This is a genomic window from Neobacillus sp. DHD-1R (assembly GCF_057747995.1).
Window position 1 is genome coordinate 2787331 of the sequence record NZ_CM173232.1, and the last position, 17675, is coordinate 2805005.

The 17675-nt window shown below is 38.7% G+C and carries 16 protein-coding genes and 1 riboswitch; of the genes, 11 read left to right on the top strand and 5 right to left on the bottom strand.

From position 1 onward, the window contains the following. Positions 1 to 90 precede the first annotated feature (90 nt). Positions 91 to 1506 carry an L-seryl-tRNA(Sec) selenium transferase gene (gene selA, locus AC3ANL_RS13465; RefSeq protein ID WP_488324947.1) on the bottom strand — a complete coding sequence of 472 codons (1416 nt, stop codon included), beginning with the start codon at positions 1504 to 1506 and terminating at the stop codon, positions 91 to 93. 103 nt (positions 1507 to 1609) lie between these two features. Between selA and AC3ANL_RS13470 the strand changes: the two genes are divergently transcribed. Further along, positions 1610 to 2008, top strand: a complete 399-nt coding sequence (locus AC3ANL_RS13470) for an Hsp20/alpha crystallin family protein (protein ID WP_488324948.1) — start codon at positions 1610 to 1612, stop codon at positions 2006 to 2008. 161 nt (positions 2009 to 2169) lie between these two features. After that, the gene (selD, locus tag AC3ANL_RS13475; RefSeq protein ID WP_488329727.1) at positions 2170 to 3222 is read left to right on the top strand and encodes a selenide, water dikinase SelD; all 1053 of its coding nucleotides are present in this window, start codon (positions 2170 to 2172) and stop codon (positions 3220 to 3222) included. 284 nt (positions 3223 to 3506) lie between these two features. Here selD and AC3ANL_RS13480 read toward each other — a convergent pair whose 3' ends face one another. Both AC3ANL_RS13480 and AC3ANL_RS13485 read right to left on the bottom strand, forming a co-directional pair. Continuing rightward, a complete protein-coding gene (locus AC3ANL_RS13480; protein WP_488324949.1) occupies positions 3507 to 4454 on the bottom strand; it encodes an L-threonine 3-dehydrogenase in 948 nt (315 codons plus the stop codon). Between the two features lie 91 nt (positions 4455 to 4545). Then, positions 4546 to 5736, bottom strand: coding sequence for a glycine C-acetyltransferase (locus AC3ANL_RS13485; protein ID WP_488324950.1), 1191 nt, complete (start codon positions 5734 to 5736; stop codon positions 4546 to 4548). A 318-nt stretch (positions 5737 to 6054) separates the two neighbouring features. Here AC3ANL_RS13485 and AC3ANL_RS13490 point away from each other — a divergent pair, with 318 nt between their 5' ends. From AC3ANL_RS13490 to AC3ANL_RS13500, 3 genes are all read left to right on the top strand, one after another. Then, positions 6055 to 6342 (top strand): hypothetical protein, encoded by a 288-nt coding sequence (locus AC3ANL_RS13490; RefSeq protein ID WP_488324951.1) that lies wholly within the window; start codon positions 6055 to 6057, stop codon positions 6340 to 6342. A gap of 136 nt (positions 6343 to 6478) precedes the next feature. Beyond that, a riboswitch (purine riboswitch) is annotated at positions 6479 to 6580 on the top strand. A gap of 122 nt (positions 6581 to 6702) precedes the next feature. Next, the gene (locus AC3ANL_RS13495; RefSeq protein ID WP_488324952.1) at positions 6703 to 7296 is read left to right on the top strand and encodes a xanthine phosphoribosyltransferase; all 594 of its coding nucleotides are present in this window, start codon (positions 6703 to 6705) and stop codon (positions 7294 to 7296) included. Further along, a complete protein-coding gene (locus AC3ANL_RS13500) occupies positions 7296 to 8600 on the top strand; it encodes a nucleobase:cation symporter-2 family protein (RefSeq protein ID WP_488324953.1) in 1305 nt (434 codons plus the stop codon). Before AC3ANL_RS13495 ends, AC3ANL_RS13500 begins: the two co-directional genes overlap by 1 nt. Positions 8601 to 8686: 86 nt before the next feature. Here AC3ANL_RS13500 and AC3ANL_RS13505 read toward each other — a convergent pair whose 3' ends face one another. Together AC3ANL_RS13505 and AC3ANL_RS13510 are read right to left on the bottom strand one after the other, a co-directional pair. Further along, positions 8687 to 8845 carry a hypothetical protein gene (locus tag AC3ANL_RS13505; RefSeq protein WP_488324954.1) on the bottom strand — a complete coding sequence of 53 codons (159 nt, stop codon included), beginning with the start codon at positions 8843 to 8845 and terminating at the stop codon, positions 8687 to 8689. A 98-nt stretch (positions 8846 to 8943) separates the two neighbouring features. Continuing rightward, positions 8944 to 9423, bottom strand: coding sequence for a CBM20 domain-containing protein (locus AC3ANL_RS13510; protein WP_488324955.1), 480 nt, complete (start codon positions 9421 to 9423; stop codon positions 8944 to 8946). A gap of 186 nt (positions 9424 to 9609) precedes the next feature. Here AC3ANL_RS13510 and AC3ANL_RS13515 point away from each other — a divergent pair, with 186 nt between their 5' ends. The 6 genes from AC3ANL_RS13515 to AC3ANL_RS13540 all read left to right on the top strand — a co-directional run bounded on the left by AC3ANL_RS13515 (position 9610) and on the right by AC3ANL_RS13540 (position 17625). Beyond that, positions 9610 to 11163: an ABC-F family ATP-binding cassette domain-containing protein gene (locus tag AC3ANL_RS13515; RefSeq protein ID WP_488324956.1), complete on the top strand. Its 1554-nt coding sequence runs from the start codon at positions 9610 to 9612 to the stop codon at positions 11161 to 11163. Between the two features lie 199 nt (positions 11164 to 11362). Beyond that, positions 11363 to 12265 carry a putative selenate ABC transporter substrate-binding protein gene (locus AC3ANL_RS13520; protein ID WP_488324957.1) on the top strand — a complete coding sequence of 301 codons (903 nt, stop codon included), beginning with the start codon at positions 11363 to 11365 and terminating at the stop codon, positions 12263 to 12265. A gap of 14 nt (positions 12266 to 12279) precedes the next feature. Then, a complete protein-coding gene (locus tag AC3ANL_RS13525) occupies positions 12280 to 13038 on the top strand; it encodes a phosphonate ABC transporter ATP-binding protein (protein ID WP_488324958.1) in 759 nt (252 codons plus the stop codon). After that, positions 13035 to 14669 (top strand): PhnE/PtxC family ABC transporter permease, encoded by a 1635-nt coding sequence (locus tag AC3ANL_RS13530; protein ID WP_488324959.1) that lies wholly within the window; start codon positions 13035 to 13037, stop codon positions 14667 to 14669. Before AC3ANL_RS13525 ends, AC3ANL_RS13530 begins: the two co-directional genes overlap by 4 nt. Positions 14670 to 14770: 101 nt before the next feature. Continuing rightward, positions 14771 to 15775 carry a DUF3231 family protein gene (locus tag AC3ANL_RS13535; protein ID WP_488324960.1) on the top strand — a complete coding sequence of 335 codons (1005 nt, stop codon included), beginning with the start codon at positions 14771 to 14773 and terminating at the stop codon, positions 15773 to 15775. 683 nt (positions 15776 to 16458) lie between these two features. Beyond that, positions 16459 to 17625 (top strand): MFS transporter, encoded by a 1167-nt coding sequence (locus tag AC3ANL_RS13540; protein WP_488324961.1) that lies wholly within the window; start codon positions 16459 to 16461, stop codon positions 17623 to 17625. Positions 17626 to 17675 lie beyond the last annotated feature (50 nt).

Here is a 17675-nt window from a genome sequence, read left to right on the forward strand (position 1 = left end):
AAAGCGGAAGAGCACTGGTCAGCTGCAGAGTGCTGGAACTAGGCAGTGATAATTAAAGATACCGAATTATAAAGAAAAACCCCTCTTACATCAAGAGGGGTTCACGTTGACCAATGCATCTAATAAATAGCCTTCATCTTCTTTTGGAACAGTTCGAAGGTCAATAATAAATTCGTCCCGTTGAATACGAGCAATGATTGCGGGTTTTGATTCAGTTCGTAACTTGCTGCCCAGCTGCTCTGCCGTTAGGGAGTCATATTTTAACGCAATGACCATAGTTGGCAGCAAAACATCTGGCATGGTTCCTCCACCCACTTGGCTTGAATCTTGAAAAATTCTTGCCTGAAAACGATTATTTCGTTGTAACAAGTTTGTAACAAAAACGTGTGATCTTTCGTCTAATTCATGAATAGTAACTAATAAATCACGAATGGTTGGGATATTTCGCAACGCTGTTTCCCCGCGAGCATAATCAATTAATGTTCCCTCAAGGGCCGCTAAGGTCATTTTATCGACCCGAACCACTCGTGCCAATTGATGTTTTTTTAATTGATCAATAAGCTCTTTCTTACCCGCAATTATACCCGCTTGTGGACCGCCAAGCAGCTTATCTCCACTAAAGGTAACAACATCGGCCCCCATTTCGATAACCTCTTTCACGACAGGCTCATCACCAATACCATGTTTTCTGAAGTCATACAAGGCACCGCTCCCTAAATCTTCATAAAAAATAATTTCCTCAGAGCTCTTGGTTAACTGTACGAGATCTTTGGTATCAACGGATTCAGTAAACCCAATCACCTTGAAATTACTTGTATGAACCTTCATAATAATGGCGGTTTCAGAAGAAATGGCTTTTTCATAATCATAAAGATGTGTTTTATTAGTTGTCCCTACCTCTTTTAGTGTGGCTCCGCTTTCCTCCATTATAGAGGAGATTCGAAAAGAACCACCAATTTCAACGAGTTGTCCGCGCGAAACGATAACTTCTTTATTTTTGGCAAGAGCCCGTAAAACAAGATAAACAGCGGAAGCATTGTTATTCACGACCATAGCTGCCTCTGCACCAGTAATTTCTCTTAATAGGGCTTCCACATGACTATGACGTGAACCACGTTCTCCTTCAGCTAGCTTATATTCAAGATTGGAATAGTTTCGAGCTGTTTCAACCACATGATGGATGGCATTCTCGCTTAATCTTGCTCTTCCTAAATTGGTATGTAAAATCGTTCCTGTCGCATTAATGACATTTTCTAAAGTATAAGAGAACTGCTTCTTTATGTTGAATTCTAGATTTTGAAACAAATCTTCAATAAACTGGTTCGTCCCTGGTATGGCCCCTACCCATTTATCTTGGAGAATTAATTCCCTTATTTGATCCAATACATCTTTTATTTGTTTCGTAAGCTGAGAATGATCTAGTTGATTTTCGCTTAGAAGTTGAATAAACCTACTATGATTTTGAAGCTCATGGACTGGTGGGATTGAGCGTAACCATTCTTTCACAATAAAAACTCCTTCACTTACACTACTTTTGTCTTATTATACCATATGAGTTTCACGTTTTATGACGAAGAGAATAAAATGATACGAGCAAGGGGGATTAACTATGAAAAAAAAGAAACATCCACCAAATCAAACTTTTGATTTTAATGATGTGGAAAAGTGGCTGGAAAACTATTTTCTGGACCCGCTTACATCTTATTATGATCAGACACAGTTCCAAATCGACCTTTTTGAAACAGCAAATGAATGGATTGTAGAAGCCATGCTGAGCGATTTTGAAGCATCTGAAATTAAGGTATATATAGAAGAAAAAAAGTTAAACATTTCTGCAGTAAGATACCCCCCTACTGCATCTCAATCCAAAAGGTTTCGATCGATTGAATTTCCTTTTTCTATTACTAAACAGGAAGTAACTGCTGCTTTTACAAATGGTATTTTAGAAATCTTTATCTCAAAAGCAGGAAACGGATCAGGTAAAAATAGATATATTACCCTGCCTTAAGTTCCAGTTTAGGTTTCATCTTTTAATTATCAGTTTACATAATAATATTACTGATAATGAAATCCTAAAACCTAATCCCTCCCTCTTTTCTTCTGCAATTTTGCACGTTTCGTGCGGATTTTATCCGAAAGATGTATACTATGAAAATGGAGGTGGACATGATGAGTGAACAAGAGAATATTCGCCTAACCTCTTTATCCACAAAAGCTGGTTGAGGCTGCAAAATCGGTCCTGAGGACCTGGCGCAAGTTTTGCGTCAATTACCTAAACAAGAACCTGTCCCTGAATTACTTGTTGGAAATGAAACATCTGATGATGCGGGGGTATATCAATTAACAGATTCAATTGCACTGATTCAAACTGTAGATTACTTTACTCCCATTGTGGATGATCCCTATATGTTTGGACAAATTGCTGCTGCCAATGCATTAAGCGATGTCTATGCAATGGGCGGTGCTCCGAAAACGGTCCTTAATATTGTCGGGTACCCAATTAAAAAACTTGGTGCTGACATGCTAACTGCCATTCTTCGAGGAGCGGCTGATAAAGTGAAAGAAGCTGGTGCTTTAACAGTTGGCGGCCATTCAGTTGATGACCAGGAACCAAAATTCGGTCTTTCTGTTACAGGAATTGTACATCCAGCTAAGTTTTGGAAAAATGTCGGAGCTATGCCTGGTGATGTACTTGTGTTAACAAAACCAATCGGTGTAGGCATTTTAACTACAGGAATAAAAAGAAATGCAGTTACTCCTAAGCAGGAGCAAATCGTAACGGAAACAATGGCAATGCTGAATAAGACAGCAGCAGAAGTGTTGATGAACTATCAGCCTAATGCCGTTACAGATGTTACAGGATTTGGTTTACTTGGACATGGCAGTGAAATGGCACGTGGAAGTAATGTGAGCTTTGAAATTTCATTTAGTCAGGTTCCTATTCTTGATGGTGCCCTTGAACTAGCTAAGAATGGGGTCGTTCCTGGAGGCTCTAAATCCAATCATAAATGGTTAAGTGATGATGCGGTTTACGAGGATATCCTTCCTGAAGAAGAGCTTGTCCTTTGCGATGCAATCACTTCTGGAGGATTACTTGTATCCATGAATGAAGAGGATGCTAGAAGTTATGTAGACCAACTTCACTCTTTAGGAGTCATCAATGCAGCCATCGTAGGTCGGGTTTTGGAGAAAAAAGACAAGCTTATATACGTAAAACGATAACAGCGAGGCTTAAATGCCCTCGCTGTTTTTATCTTGTAAGATAAGAAAGTATAAAAATCTTTGAAAATTGTCCAGCTCCAGCACCCTAGCGGCTAGTGTCCTTCGCTCTCCGCCCTACGATAAGTCAACATCGAATCGCCTCCGGCTCTTCGTGTTTCCTTTATCTCAGTTGGAGCGCTCCATAAGGGAGGCTTCGGCAGCATTGGCATCGCACGAAGGGAAAGCGTTAGCTTTTCCGAGGAGGCCATACGCCGCTGAACAGGGCGCTTGCGCATTTCTTATCTCTATAATAGTTTCTGACGAAGCTTTTCGATCATTTCCTTCGTCATACTGTCTAAATCATAATTAAATTTGAAGCCCCACTCTTCCTTTGCGGCAGTGGCATCAATGGAATTGGGCCAGCTAGCAGCAATTTTTTGCCGTTCTGGATCAACAGCATAGAAGATCTCAAAGTCTGGAATATACTTAGCAATGCTGGCGGCAATTTCTTCAGGCGCAAAGCTCATCGCCGTGACGTTAAAGGCATTGCGATGCTTCAATTTGCACCCATCTGCTTCCATGAGGTCTACAATGGCATTCAAAGCATCTGGCATATACATCATGTCCATGTAAGTGTTTTTATCAATGTAGGATGTAAATCTGCCATTTATGACTGCTTCATAATAAATTTCAACAGCATAGTCCGTTGTCCCGCCGCCAGGTAAGGCGACATAAGAGATTAAGCCAGGGAAACGCAATCCGCGTGTATCGACACCGAATTTATGAAAATAATAATCAGCCAGCAGCTCCCCTGCGACTTTGTTAACTCCATACATCGTAGTAGGACGCATAATCGTATCCTGCGGAGTGGCATCCTTAGGTGTTGATGGCCCAAACGCACCAATCGAGCTCGGCGTAAAAAATTGGGCATTCAATTCACGAGCAGTTTCCAGTGCATTCATCAACCCGCCCATATTTAAATTCCAAGCAAATACGGGCTTCTCTTCTGCCGTAGCTGATAAGAGGGCCGCTAAATGCATGATCGTATCAACCTTATACTTTTTGGCTGCCTCCATCATTTGGTTTAAATTAGTCACATCAACGGTCTCAAAAGGCCCACTTTGGGCAGCCTCACTATCATTTTTTTTGATATCTGTTGCAATAACGTTATCCGCACCATAGATTTCTCTTAATTTTAAGGTAAGTTCTGACCCAATTTGCCCTAAAGCACCTGTGATTAAAATCCGCTTCATCGTCGTTCTCCGTCCTCTTCACTTATGCTGAATGTTTCTTTTTCGTTATAGATATGTCACCTGATCGGGCAACGTGTTTTAGCTTTTATCGTTAAATAATTCCCATTTCTTTACCGACTTTTTTATAAATTGTAATAGCTTGATCCAGCATTTCTTTCGTATGGGCAGCAGTTGGCATATTGCGGACACGGCCAGTACCTTGTGGAACCGTTGGGAATACAATCGCTTTCGCATAAACGCCTTCTTCATTTAGTCGTTTACTGAATTGCTGTGTGAGTGTTTCTTCGCCAATAATACATGGTGTAATTGGTGTCTCACTTTTACCAATATTAAATCCTAATTCTTTTAACCCTTTTTTCAAGTAATCGCCATTTTCCCAAAGCTTTTTGTTTAGCTCTGTACTTTCCATTAATATCTCAATTGACTTCTTACTTGCTGCCACGTCGGCAGGTGTTAACGATGTGGAAAAAAGAAATGGACGGCTGCGAACTTTTAACCAGTCAATCAAATTTTTCTTACCGGCTACATAGCCGCCAACTACACCAATTGCTTTTGAAAGGGTACCAATTTGGAAATCAATCTTATCAGAAAGACCAAAATGCTTAACTGTACCGGCCCCCTCACCAAGGACACCGGATCCATGGGCATCATCTACGTAGGTTATCAGGTCAAATTCTTCAGCAATCTTAACGATTTCAGGTAATAACGCGATATCCCCATCCATCGAAAATACGCCGTCGGTAATGACCATAATTTTATTATAAAGACCGGACTCTTTGGCTTGTTTAGCTTTAGCGCGTAAATCATCCATATCGGAGTGATTGACACGAATAATTTTTGCTTTTGACAGTCTGCAGCCATCAATAATGGATGCATGATTTAATTCGTCGGAGAGGATTGCATCATGGGAATCCATCACCGCCGAAATAGCCGCCATATTGCAATTAAAACCGGATTGGTACGCAATGGCTGCTTCTGTGTGTTTAAATTCAGCCAATTTTTCTTCTAACTCAACATGAAGCTTAAGTGTCCCATTGATGGTCCGAACAGCACCGGCGCCGACTCCATATTTTTCAATTGCATCGGCAGCTGCCTGTTTAAGTCGGACATCTGTTGCTAATCCTAAATAGTTATTAGAGGAAAGATTGATTAGTTCTTTACCATTAATGGTAATGACAGGTCCATTCGGGCTTTCAAGTGGGTCAATGACGTTGTACAAACCTTTACTTTTTAAATCTTCAAGATTTTCATTTAAAAATTGCTCTAAACTGTTGCTAGACAATTTTCATTCCCCCTTCGTTTTATAAACGTTGATTTGTTAGTGCTGCAAAAACAATTGTCCACCTCAAGTGGACAGCTGGTGTCCTTTGAAATATTGGTATGTATAGATTTCTATAATATACTTTATCATATTTTTTTGTATTTGTTCACTGGAAACGGACATTTTTTCTATCTTATTTCATGATCCAGTTAAATTAAGGTTTCTGCTGCTGAAAGATAAATTTTTTGACGAGCAGTCCAAACGTTTTTAATGTACAATATATACCGTTATCAGCCACACCAAAACAACATCAGCCGCTCTTTTGAAAGGATGTCTACATTGACTATTTTATTTTCTGCTCTCTATACCATCATCATAGGTGGAATATTTATTTATATATTTATTTTTGCTTACGATTTCTTTTATGGTGAAAAACAGGAAAAACAACAAAAAAAAATCTACAAATATTTTCGTAAAGAAACCATCAAGAAAATTGAGATGTTAGAGCATCAACCGCGGAAATTTACGATGTACCAAGTCATGACAAACAATGGAACGAAAAAAATCAAAATTAAACCTGGATATAAAGTTGTCAATATTGTCCAAAAGAAACAGGACAAAAAATAAAACTTACCTGTTGAAATGGAACCAACTAGAATGATGAAACGTTTTCAAAAGACGAATGATATTTGATAATTTCTTTCCAATATTCGTTTTTTATCCAAAAAGGATTGATTTGCCCTTATATCATGGTATAATGTGAATAACTTAATAAGGTTTCACTCATATAATAGCGGGGATATGGCCCGCGAGTTTCTACCAGATTGCCATTAACAATCTGACTATGAGTGGGTAATGAGATATTGCATATTTTGTATGCTTTTTCTTTTCCTTGCGGACATAAAGTCCAAGGGTCATTGCCTCACTCATTTGTTGATGTGAGCGGTGACCTTTGGGCTTTTATTTTTTTTAGGAGGAAATACAAAGATGAGATTACTAGAGGAAAAAATCAAAATGGATGGAAAGGTTCTTTCCGAACATGTATTAAAAGTGGATTCATTTTTAAACCATCAAATTGACCCCGTGTTAATGAAAGAAATTGGTAAAGAATTTACAAACCGGTTTGCTAACCAAGGAATAACAAAAATCGTGACGATCGAATCGTCAGGGATTGCTCCTTCCATTATGACTGGATTATATATGAACGTTCCTGTTGTGTTTGCTAGAAAAAGAAAATCTCTAACATTAACGGAAGATTTACTGACTGCAAGCGTGCATTCGTTTACGAAAAAGGAGACAAGTGAAATTTCCATATCAAACAAGTACCTTGATGAACATGACCGTGTTCTTATCATTGATGATTTCCTCGCAAATGGCCAAGCAGCGTCTGGTTTAATAGACATCGTTCAACAAAGTGGTGCCGAAGTGATTGGTATCGGAATTGTTATTGAAAAGTCTTTCCAACATGGGGCAGAAAAATTGCAGAAAGAAGGGTTTAGAGTTGAATCCTTAGCAAGAATAGCTTCCCTAAAAAACGGAGAAGTTCAATTTATTAAAGAAAAAGTGGAGGAATTAATCTAATGAAACAAAATCCATTTAAAACAGCCTCTTTAGGAATTCAACATGTTTTAGCGATGTACGCTGGAGCCGTCATCGTCCCTCTTATTATCGGCGGGGCACTAAATTTATCTGGTAAACAATTAGCTTATCTTGTTTCACTTGATATTCTAACAAGTGGAATTGCAACTCTTTTACAGGTTTGGCAAAATCGTTATTTTGGAATAGGACTTCCGATTGTACTTGGATGTACGTTTACGGCAGTTGGTCCAATCATTGCGATTGGCGGTCAGTATGGTCTTTCTGCGATTTATGGTTCTATTTTGGTTTCTGGGATAATTGTTATGTTAATCGCCAAATTCTTTGGTAAACTGATTCGGTTCTTCCCTCCTGTTGTGACAGGCTCTGTTGTAACCATTATCGGACTCACCCTTATTCCTGTTGCGATGAACAATGTCGCAGGTGGTCAAGGAAGTCCTGATTTCGGTTCACTTTCCAATATTGGTCTTGCCTTTGGTACGTTATTATTCATCATTTTACTTTATCGCTTTTCTAAAGGATTCATTCGTGCTATTTCTATTCTTTTGGGATTGATTGCTGGAACAATGGCAGCTTTCTTTATGGGAAAAGTAGATTTTACCGCTGTTGGAGAGGCTTCATGGTTCCATTTGGTAACGCCTTTACATTTTGCTGTCCCTTCTTTTGAACTGGCACCTATTATCACGATGACTTTGGTCGCGATTGTTAGTCTTGTCGAATCAACAGGTGTCTATTTTGCCTTAAGTGATATTACCGGTAAAAAGCTTACAGAAAATGATTTAGTCAAGGGTTATCGTTCAGAAGGTCTGGCAAGCGTGATTGGCGCTCTATTTAATTCATTCCCATATACCACCTACTCGCAAAACGTGGGTCTTGTCCAGTTTTCAGGAGTGAAAGAGAAAAAGGTAATTTATACTGCGGCTGGAATATTAATTTTCCTAGGTTTGGTTCCTAAAATTGCTGCGTTAACAACGGTTATCCCTACTGCTGTTCTTGGGGGTGCCATGGTTGCAATGTTTGGCATGGTCATTTCTTCCGGAATAAAAATGCTGAGCAAAGTAGATTTTTCATCACAAGAAAATCTCCTTATTATCGCCTGCTCTGTTGGTGTAGGACTTGGAGTAACAACAGTGCCAAATTTATTTGACCATTTGCCTGAGAGCATCAAAATTCTTACCAATAGCGGGATTGTTGCTGGAAGCTTAACAGCGATTTTTCTAAACATCGTCTTTAATGTGGCAAAACCAATGAAACAAAGCAATGCGACTGAAAGTTTAAAGGCATCTTAATTTTATAAAAAAACGGAGACGGAGCTATCTTATGCTCCGTCTAATTGTATCTAATAAGCTTGATATCGTATTTTGTGCAGATGAATTTAATCTGGAAGTTGCGTGGTAGTACTATTCTGAATTGAATCACTTTTACCAGTCGTTGTATTTGTAATTGATATAGGAGCAATAATAACAGCTCCACCAAAGTTGACAATACCTCCGGAAATGGTACCAATTGTAATACCATCTTGGTTAACCGCCAAAACAACCACTCCCTTCCCTCTTTTATAATAGGATATGTACAAGCTCATAACTTGATAAAGACATCATGAATTTATAGGATAAAAAACGGCAAAAAAGGCTACTTTTCACTTTTGACAAACAACTTCTTTTCCAGTTGACAGATCCACTTATAAAATCCAAGTAATAAAAGCAGGAGAAAAGGATCTAGGACGGCAGCATGCCATAGCTTCCACCATCCATAATGAAAATAACCCCATGGCTGGGGAAGCGTTGTAACCCGTTCATAAATTAAAATGAGAATCACAAAGAAACAGAGATAGGCGATTTGTTTGCTGAAGGTTGTTTTAAAAGGAAACCAATTAAGAAAAATCATATTTGCCGCAGGGACTAAGAAAATATGTGGAAGGAGTCCTTCCCAATCAATTTCTTTATCAAAATACCAGTATGCGGAGTACTTAAATTCGATAAACGTATCAAAAAGGGCCTGCAATGAAATCGTAAATAGCCAAATATGAACGATTTGGTTCTTGGAAAGCCGTTTATTAAATTTAAAAGCAACGAAATTAAACAGAATAATGGCAATAAGGAGTCCAATCATAAATTTATTCCTTTTTATTAATAAAGTACCCCATTAGATTGACCACTTATACATTATTTAACAAGGGCCACACATTTACCAATTGATTTACAGTATTTTTCTAGTTAAAAATCTAGTCGAATCTTTAAAAATCTAGTATGATGTAATAATGTATTAATTCTTGAATAAAGTGAGGATTTCTTAATAATGAGTTTACTAACGGTTGAAAATTTATCCCATACATTCGGAGATCGTACCTTATTTAAGGACGTTTCCTTTCGATTATTAGCTGAAGATCACGTTGGACTTGTCGGTGCAAACGGTGTCGGAAAGTCCACTCTAATGAATATTATTACCGGGCAATTGATTCATGATAGCGGCCGTGTTGAATGGACACCCGGAGTCCATTATGGCTATTTAGATCAGCATACCGTGCTTACTGCTGGTCGAACCATGCGTGACGTTTTACGCGACGCCTTCCTCCCTCTTTTTGAGAAGGAAAAGGAATTAAATGAGGTCATCGCACTAATGGGCGATGCGTCTCCTGAAGAACTGGAAGTACTTTTAGAAAAAATGGGTGAAATTCAAGATGCTTTAGATGCTGGTGGTTTTTATACATTAGATATTAAAATTGAAGAAGCAGCTCGTGGATTGGGTCTAGATGCGATTGGTTTAGACCGTGACGTAGCAGCCCTTAGCGGTGGACAGCGGACAAAGGTTCTGCTAGCTAAGCTTCTTTTAGAACAACCTAAAGTGCTTCTACTTGACGAACCAACAAACTATTTAGATGTAGAACATATCCGTTGGTTAACTTCTTATTTAAAAGACTATCCCTATGCGTTTATCTTAATCTCCCATGATACTGAATTTATGAATCCTGTATCAAATGTTATTTTCCAATTAGAATTTTCTAAGCTAACCCGTTACACAGCAAGCTATGAAAAATTCTTGGAACTTGCGGAAATTAATAAGAATCAGCATATTAATGCCTATGAAAAACAGATGGAATTTATAAAAAAACAAGAAGATTTTATCGCGAAAAATAAAGCACGGTATTCGACTACAGGTCGGGCAAAGAGCCGTCAAAAGCAGCTTGATCGTTTAGAACGAATTGACCGTCCGGAAACGGCAATGAAGCCTACTTTTGGTTTTAAAGAATCACGCAGCAGCAGCCGCTATGTTTTTGAAGCTACAGATTTGGAAATTGGCTATTCGCATCCATTATTACCGAAAATGAGCATGACACTCGAGCGTGGTGAGAAAGTGGCCATCATCGGCTGTAACGGTGTTGGGAAATCAACCCTTCTTAAAACCATGCTTGGAAAAATTGATCCGTTAAAGGGTAAGGTGGAACGCGGTGATTTTCTCTTCCCTTCTTATTTTGAACAAGAGGTAAAAGCAGGAAACCAGACACCTATTGAAGATGTCTGGAATGCCTTTCCTTCCATGGACCAACACCAAGTGCGTGCTGCTTTGGCACGTTGTGGCTTAAAGAATGAGCATATCTCACGTCCAATGAATCAACTTAGTGGTGGCGAGCAAGCCAAGGTACGCCTTTGTAAGTTGATGATGAATGAAAGTAACTGGATTTTATTTGACGAGCCGACCAATCACCTTGATATTGTGGCAAAAGCCGAATTAAAGCGAGCTTTAAAAGAATATAAAGGCACTGTTGTCCTTGTCTGCCACGAACCAGATTTTTATGAAGATTGGGTTACGAAAGTTTGGAATGTCGAAGAATGGTCACAAATGACAGTTTAATAATTCCCTTCCAAGCCCCTGCTCTAACAGTAGGGGCTTTCTTAAATAACTAGGGTTTTGGTTTTTTTTTGCTTTTATATCGATAAAATCGATTGATTTTTATTTAATAAATAGATTTAATGAATTTAATAACGATATTACTTTCTTTATAATGATAAAGGCGTGATAGATTAAATATTTTTAAGAGGTGCTTACATTAATGAAGAAAATTCTTTCGATTTTATTATTAGCAATACTAGTCTTTTCATTAGCTGCATGCGGCAGTCAAAAGGATGAAAAAACCAGTGATACAAAAAAAGAAACAACAACAAAAGAAGTTTTTAAAATTGGTGCGATTCCTGACCAAAATGCAGCAGTCCTTGATAAAGGCATGACGGCAGTTGCGAAATACTTAAGTGATAAAACAGGGATGAAGGTGGAATTTGTTCCATCCGTTGATTATGCGGCTTTAGTAACTGCCTTTCAACGTGGAGAAATCCATATGGCTTGGTTTGGCGGACTAACAAGTGTGCAGGCTAGAAACCTAGTTCCTGATGCTGAATCAATTGTTCAAAGACCACGTGACGCTGAATTTCATTCTGTCTTTATCACACAAGCAACCGAAAATATCACCAAGTTAGAAGATCTAAAAGGTAAATCGTTTACGTTTGGTAGTGAAAGCTCTACCTCCGGCCATTTAATGCCACGCTATTATCTTTCTGAAGCAGGCATTGACCCAAATACAGACTTTGATGGAAAACCAAACTTCTCTGGCTCTCATGACACCACATACAAACTTGTTGAATCTGGCGCTTTTAAAGCTGGAGCATTGAACGAAGCCGTATGGGAAGCTGCAGTAAAAGAAGGAAAAGTCGATACAAGTAAAGTAAAGGTATTCTATACAACTCCAGCATATTACGACTATAACTGGACCATCAACAGCAATGTGGAAGATGTCTTTGGCAAAGGAACGAAGGAAAAAGTGAAAGATGCCCTTCTTTCTATTACAGGTGACCAAAAAGACATTGCTGATTTGTTCCAAACCGATTCCTTTGTTGAAACGAAAAATGATAACTACAAAAAGATTGAACAGGTTGCCAAAGAACTAGAGATTATTAAGTAGTAGGTGTTATAGAAATGTCTTCAAAAATGATGATTGAAGCAAACAATTTAACAAAACACTTTGAGCGGAAGATAGCCTTATCTTCCCTTTCTTTTACCATTAAACAAGGTGAATTAGTGGCTTTAATTGGACCAAGCGGCGCCGGGAAAACGACGCTGCTTAATTCTATTGCAGGGCTGGTCCCACTCACAGGAGGAGAGCTTTTAATTGATGGAACGCCCCTTTCTGCCTACAAAAAAGAGAATATTTTCGCAAAAAAAATAGGTGTTATTCGCCAGCAATTTGATTTGATTGGCCCGCTTGCTGTCATTCACAATGTTTTAGCCGGGAAACTTTCTGAATGGGGTACATGGAAATCACTTTTTTCACTACTGGTCCCTCAGGAAAAAGAACTGGCCATAAAGGCATTAGAACGGGTTGGCCTTCAGGGAAAGGAATTTGAAATCACTTCTACTCTATCCGGCGGCGAGCAGCAGCGTGTTGCCATGGCAAGACTGATGGTACAAAATCCAGAAGTGATACTAGCCGACGAACCTGTTGCATCGCTCGATCCTGCAAGAGCAGATGATATTCTCGCGATGCTAACAAATATCGTAAAAGAGGAAAACCAGACATTACTAACAAGCTTGCACTCCGTTGAATATGCCAGAAAATATTTTACAAGAATTATTTCAATGAAAAATGGTGAGATTTTCTTTGATTTGCCAACTGAACAAGTAACGGATGATCTGTTAGCTGAACTATACCAGCTAAAGAGCGGTGAAAAGATATGAATTTATCTTCTCTTTTTCGGCTGCATAATCGATTCATTCTAACACTACTATTAATTGCTGTTTTCGTCTGGAGCCTCTTTTCAATCCAATGGAATGCCGAATTAGTTCATTCGGGGGGGATTCCAACTCTTATACAAATAGTGGAGGGTCTATTTCATCCTGATTTATCTCCTGAGGTCTTATTATTAGGATTGGAATCCTCATGGATTACACTTGCCTACGCAGTTGCCGGGATGTCGCTCGCGATCATTTATGCTTTTATTGTTGGGACTCTAGCATCTGGGGTGCTTACTTCTAATAAAACATCCCGATTTGTTTCTAAGGTATTTTTTAGAGGAATATTAGGGTTTACTCGTTCCATACACGAACTAATTTGGGCCTGGCTTTTTGTAGCTGCTGTTGGCCTTTCACCATATGCTGCTATTTTTGCACTGGCCATTCCTTACGGCGGGATTCTTGGGCGGATTTATGCAGATATGTTAAATGATGTATCGGAAGAACCCGTTAAGGCCTTAAAATCCGTTGGGGCAACAAAACTGCAAACCCTGATTTATGGATATCTCCCCCTGATTTGGGCAGACATGATTAGCTATACCATGTATCGGTTCGAATGTGCCATTCGTTCTTCAGCCATTATGAGCTTCATTGGGCTTGGAGGATTGGGATACGAAATTCAACTTTCTTTGCAAGATTTAAAATATGATCGGGTTTGGGCTTTTGTCTTTTTCCTGATTGGCCTTGTTATTTTCGTGGACTTATGGAGTAATTTTGTGCGCAGGGCCTTAACCGAACGAAAAAGACACCATGGATTTAGCTCTGGTTGGAAGTCTGTTTTTTTCACCATGCTGCTAATTCTTGGTTCCTGGATGTACATCAATTTAGGTGAGAATGCTCAATTTTTTGAACTGATTTCCGATAAAAATTTGGAGGCAGCTAAGAGATTTTTTGGCGGGCTCATTGGTTTAACAAGTGAACATCCTGCCTTCCTTGATGGAAAAAGTTGGACTGCAGCCTTAAAGCTTACACTAGAAACGCTTGAAATGAGTATTATGGCCATTGGCTTTGCGACCATCGCAGCCTTTTTAACGGTAGTTCCTGCCGCACGAAATATCGCCAATGGAAATTTAACGGGTTCTAAGAAATGGTACAGTTGGCTTTCTTACGGGATTGTCCGCATCAGTTATATTTTTTCAAGAGCTGTTCCAGAGCTTGTCTGGGCGATGATGATCATCTTTATTTTCAAACCAGGTCTTTTACCAGGAGCGATTGCACTTGCCCTTCACAATTTTGGGATTCTCGGAAAGCTTTGGGCAGAAGTGATTGAAGACATGGACGCTCGCCCAATTCGAAATCTAGCAACAGCTGGTGCATCTAAAATTGAGATCTTTTTCTATGGGATCCTGCCAACTGTCTTGCCGAGATTTCTCACCTACATTCTCTACCGCTGGGAAGTGATCATGAGAACTACAATTGTCGTTGGCTTTGTTGGTGCTGGTGGTCTAGGTATGGACTTTAAGCTTGCAATGAGCTTTTTCGATTACACACAAATCACACTGCTCCTTTTATGTTATATGATACTCGTTATCATTGCCGATTTTGCGTCGGAAAGTACGAGAAAAGCGGTGAAATAAAAATGAACCCCTTTCCTTTTTTGGTAATGGGTTCTTTTAAATTCCAATAAAAAACTCATATCTCTTGCTTGGTTGGTAAATAATATCCAAGAGGTGACAGCATGGAAAAGGAAAAATTAAAACTCACATCTTCTGAAATAGGGACACTATGGGGAGAATATGTAAATGGAACAGCCGTTGATACAATTAATAGATATATGGTCACTATTATTGAGGATGAGAAAATTAAAGCCATTTTTGAAGATGCTATCGAGACATTCGGAAAACAAAAACAACAAATCGTTACTTTTATGAAAAATGAGGGGTTTCCAGTTCCAATTGGATTTAATGAATCTGATCATTATAAAGGTAAACAGAGATTATTTACAGATATATTTTGCTTGAATTATTTACATATCATGACATTACATGGTTTGCTGGGACACTCAACTTCATTGGGCGTTTCTGTCAGAGAGGACTTACGGTATTTTTATGACTCGTGTGATAATGATGGGAAAAGGATGTATCATCAAACAATTGATTTATTGCTTGAAAAAGGAAGTTTTCAAAGAGACCCTATGTTTTATCCAACCAAAGAACCGAAATTTATTTCCAGCCGGGATTTCACAGATGGATTTTTCGGAAAGGGTAGAAAATTAGCAGCGACAGAGATCATTAGTATTTCTTTCAACCTTAAAAAAAGCATCATGGCAAAAACCCTTTCTATCGCTTTCAGTCAAGTCGCTCAGACAAAAGAAGTAAGGAAGTTCTTAACGGATACCCAGAATACGGCTGATGGTCAAATAAAAACATTATCGAAAATAATGCAAAATGATAACTTACCAGTTCCAAAATCTTGGGAAACAGAAGTTACAACTTCAACGGAGTCTCCTTTTTCCGACAAGTTAATGTTGTATCATATCGGATTCTTGTTTCAAGCTGCACAAAACTATCATGGAGGAGGTCTAGCATCATCCATGCGAACAGACCTTGTTACCGCTTATGAGGGTACTATTCTCAAAAATCTTATGGTAACAAAGAAATGGTATAATCTTATGGTACAAAATAAATGGTTAGAACAACCTCCACTTGCTCCTAATAGAAAAGAAATTGCTAAAGAATTGTAGTAAAAACAATTGCCGGGGTATGTTTTTCTTCTGTATAGGTTTGCTGCATCTTTTGTAACGGTTAGAATGATTTTTTCCTCGAACTTAATGATTTGGAGTATTATTAGGTCCTATTACGTATGACAATTCTATGTTACCCAAAGCCTGTTCGGATCACCGTTCTGATCAATATAGGTCTTTAGGTTTGTACATCTAAACAGCATCTCGCTATCTCTTTACATATTCATTGCTATAAAATTGCTAGCAGATAATTATCACTAAGGTATTTACTGCTAGCTTGAATTTTTATCAATTTCTTTGGAAAACAGCATTGGGTGGTACTTCTACATTCCTATCCCCTAGAATAAATGCCCCGACGTACTTATTATTTGGATCAATTTGTTTATCCCATTTTCTATTCATCCCATCATATCAATTTTTAAAAAATTCATATATAAAAATTACGACTATTTCCCTATTAATATGATGATTTTTCCATTTGTCATTTTATAAGGTATGGACTTAAACTTTGATTTTATTTTGGTTTGCGGTTAGATAACCATATGGGAGTTTGCATACTAATACCATGGATGGAAATAATTGATTTTAAAAGCTTGTTTTAGATCGGTTACATCCTTTATCCTATAATAGGAATGAAACAGTCTTAATTTGATTTTCTGAAACATCTGGGGAGTGAGAATCCGTTGCACAAAAAGACGGCTTTACCGATTTTATTCGTGGTTATGTTTTTGGTTATGGTTGGTTTTGGAATCATCATACCGGTTTTACCTTTTTACGCTGAGGAAATAGGCGCAAATCCAACTGAACTCGGCTTGTTAATGGCTGTTTATTCACTCATGCAGCTGATTTTTGCGCCAATATGGGGACAGATTTCCGACCGCATCGGGCGAAAACCAGTGATGATGATAGGAATAGCAGGTCTTGCTCTCTCCTTTTTTATTCAGGCCATTTCCACCGAGCTGTGGATGCTATTTGCTGCAAGAATTATCGGGGGTATTTTATCAGCTGCTAATATGCCAACTGCGATGGCTTATGTCGCCGATATTACGACAGAAGAAAATCGCGGTAAAGGGATGGGAATTGTTGGGGCAGCTACAGGATTAGGTTTTGTTTTTGGTCCAGCCATTGGCGGTATTTTTTCAAAAATAAGCTTGAATATGCCCTTTTATTTAGCAAGTGGATCTTCCTTTATTACATTGTTCCTTGTCTTTTTGCTTTTAAAGGAATCCAAACAAATAGATACGAAAACTTCAAGAAAAAAACAGTCTTTCTGGCATGCCCTAACCGGTGCAGCTTCCATTTTATTTTTTGTACAATTTTTAATTTCTTTATCCCTGTCCGGCTTAGAGGCGACGTTTGCCTATTTTGCTGCTAAAAAAGCAGGGTTGGATTCGATCCAGCTTGGATACATCTTCATGATCATGGGCTTTGGGAGTGCAATCGTCCAAGGTGGGTTAGTCGGTAGATTAACCAAAAAACACGGAGAACGTGCAGTCATTCAGTGTGGAATGATTGTATCTGCGATTGGATTTGGGTTAATCTTGCTAGTTCATAGTTTTACAACAGCAGCGATCTTTTTAACGATATTTGGACTTGGAAACGGAGTAATTCGACCAAGTGTGTCTTCCCTGCTGACCAAAACGTCCACAACCGGACATGGAAGTTCGACAGGCTTATTATCATCCTTTGATTCCTTAGGGCGAATTATTGGACCGCCGCTTGGCGGATGGTTGTTTTCACTAGCAATGGGCCTTCCTTATATCTCGGGTGTGATCATTACCATAGTGGCATTTGTTTTATTCCTGATATTCCGCCCGCAGGTTAGCTCGGCAAAATTAACAAGCGAATAGGCATATGTTGATAGGACATGCATAAAATGGGTTACGAGGATTCAATTAAG

Excerpts from the sequence above, each read along its gene's own strand:
- AC3ANL_RS13470 (WP_488324948.1), top strand. The coding sequence starts at position 1,610 with ATGAAAAAAAAGAAACATCCACCAAATCAAACTTTTGATTTTAATGAT.
- AC3ANL_RS13480 (WP_488324949.1), bottom strand. The coding sequence starts at position 4,454 with ATGAAGCGGATTTTAATCACAGGTGCTTTAGGGCAAATTGGGTCAGAA.
- AC3ANL_RS13495 (WP_488324952.1), top strand. The coding sequence starts at position 6,703 with ATGAGATTACTAGAGGAAAAAATCAAAATGGATGGAAAGGTTCTTTCC.
- AC3ANL_RS13500 (WP_488324953.1), top strand. The coding sequence starts at position 7,296 with ATGAAACAAAATCCATTTAAAACAGCCTCTTTAGGAATTCAACATGTT.
- AC3ANL_RS13510 (WP_488324955.1), bottom strand. The coding sequence starts at position 9,423 with ATGATTGGACTCCTTATTGCCATTATTCTGTTTAATTTCGTTGCTTTT.
- AC3ANL_RS13515 (WP_488324956.1), top strand. The coding sequence starts at position 9,610 with ATGAGTTTACTAACGGTTGAAAATTTATCCCATACATTCGGAGATCGT.
- AC3ANL_RS13520 (WP_488324957.1), top strand. The coding sequence starts at position 11,363 with ATGAAGAAAATTCTTTCGATTTTATTATTAGCAATACTAGTCTTTTCA.
- AC3ANL_RS13525 (WP_488324958.1), top strand. The coding sequence starts at position 12,280 with ATGTCTTCAAAAATGATGATTGAAGCAAACAATTTAACAAAACACTTT.
- AC3ANL_RS13530 (WP_488324959.1), top strand. The coding sequence starts at position 13,035 with ATGAATTTATCTTCTCTTTTTCGGCTGCATAATCGATTCATTCTAACA.
- AC3ANL_RS13535 (WP_488324960.1), top strand. The coding sequence starts at position 14,771 with ATGGAAAAGGAAAAATTAAAACTCACATCTTCTGAAATAGGGACACTA.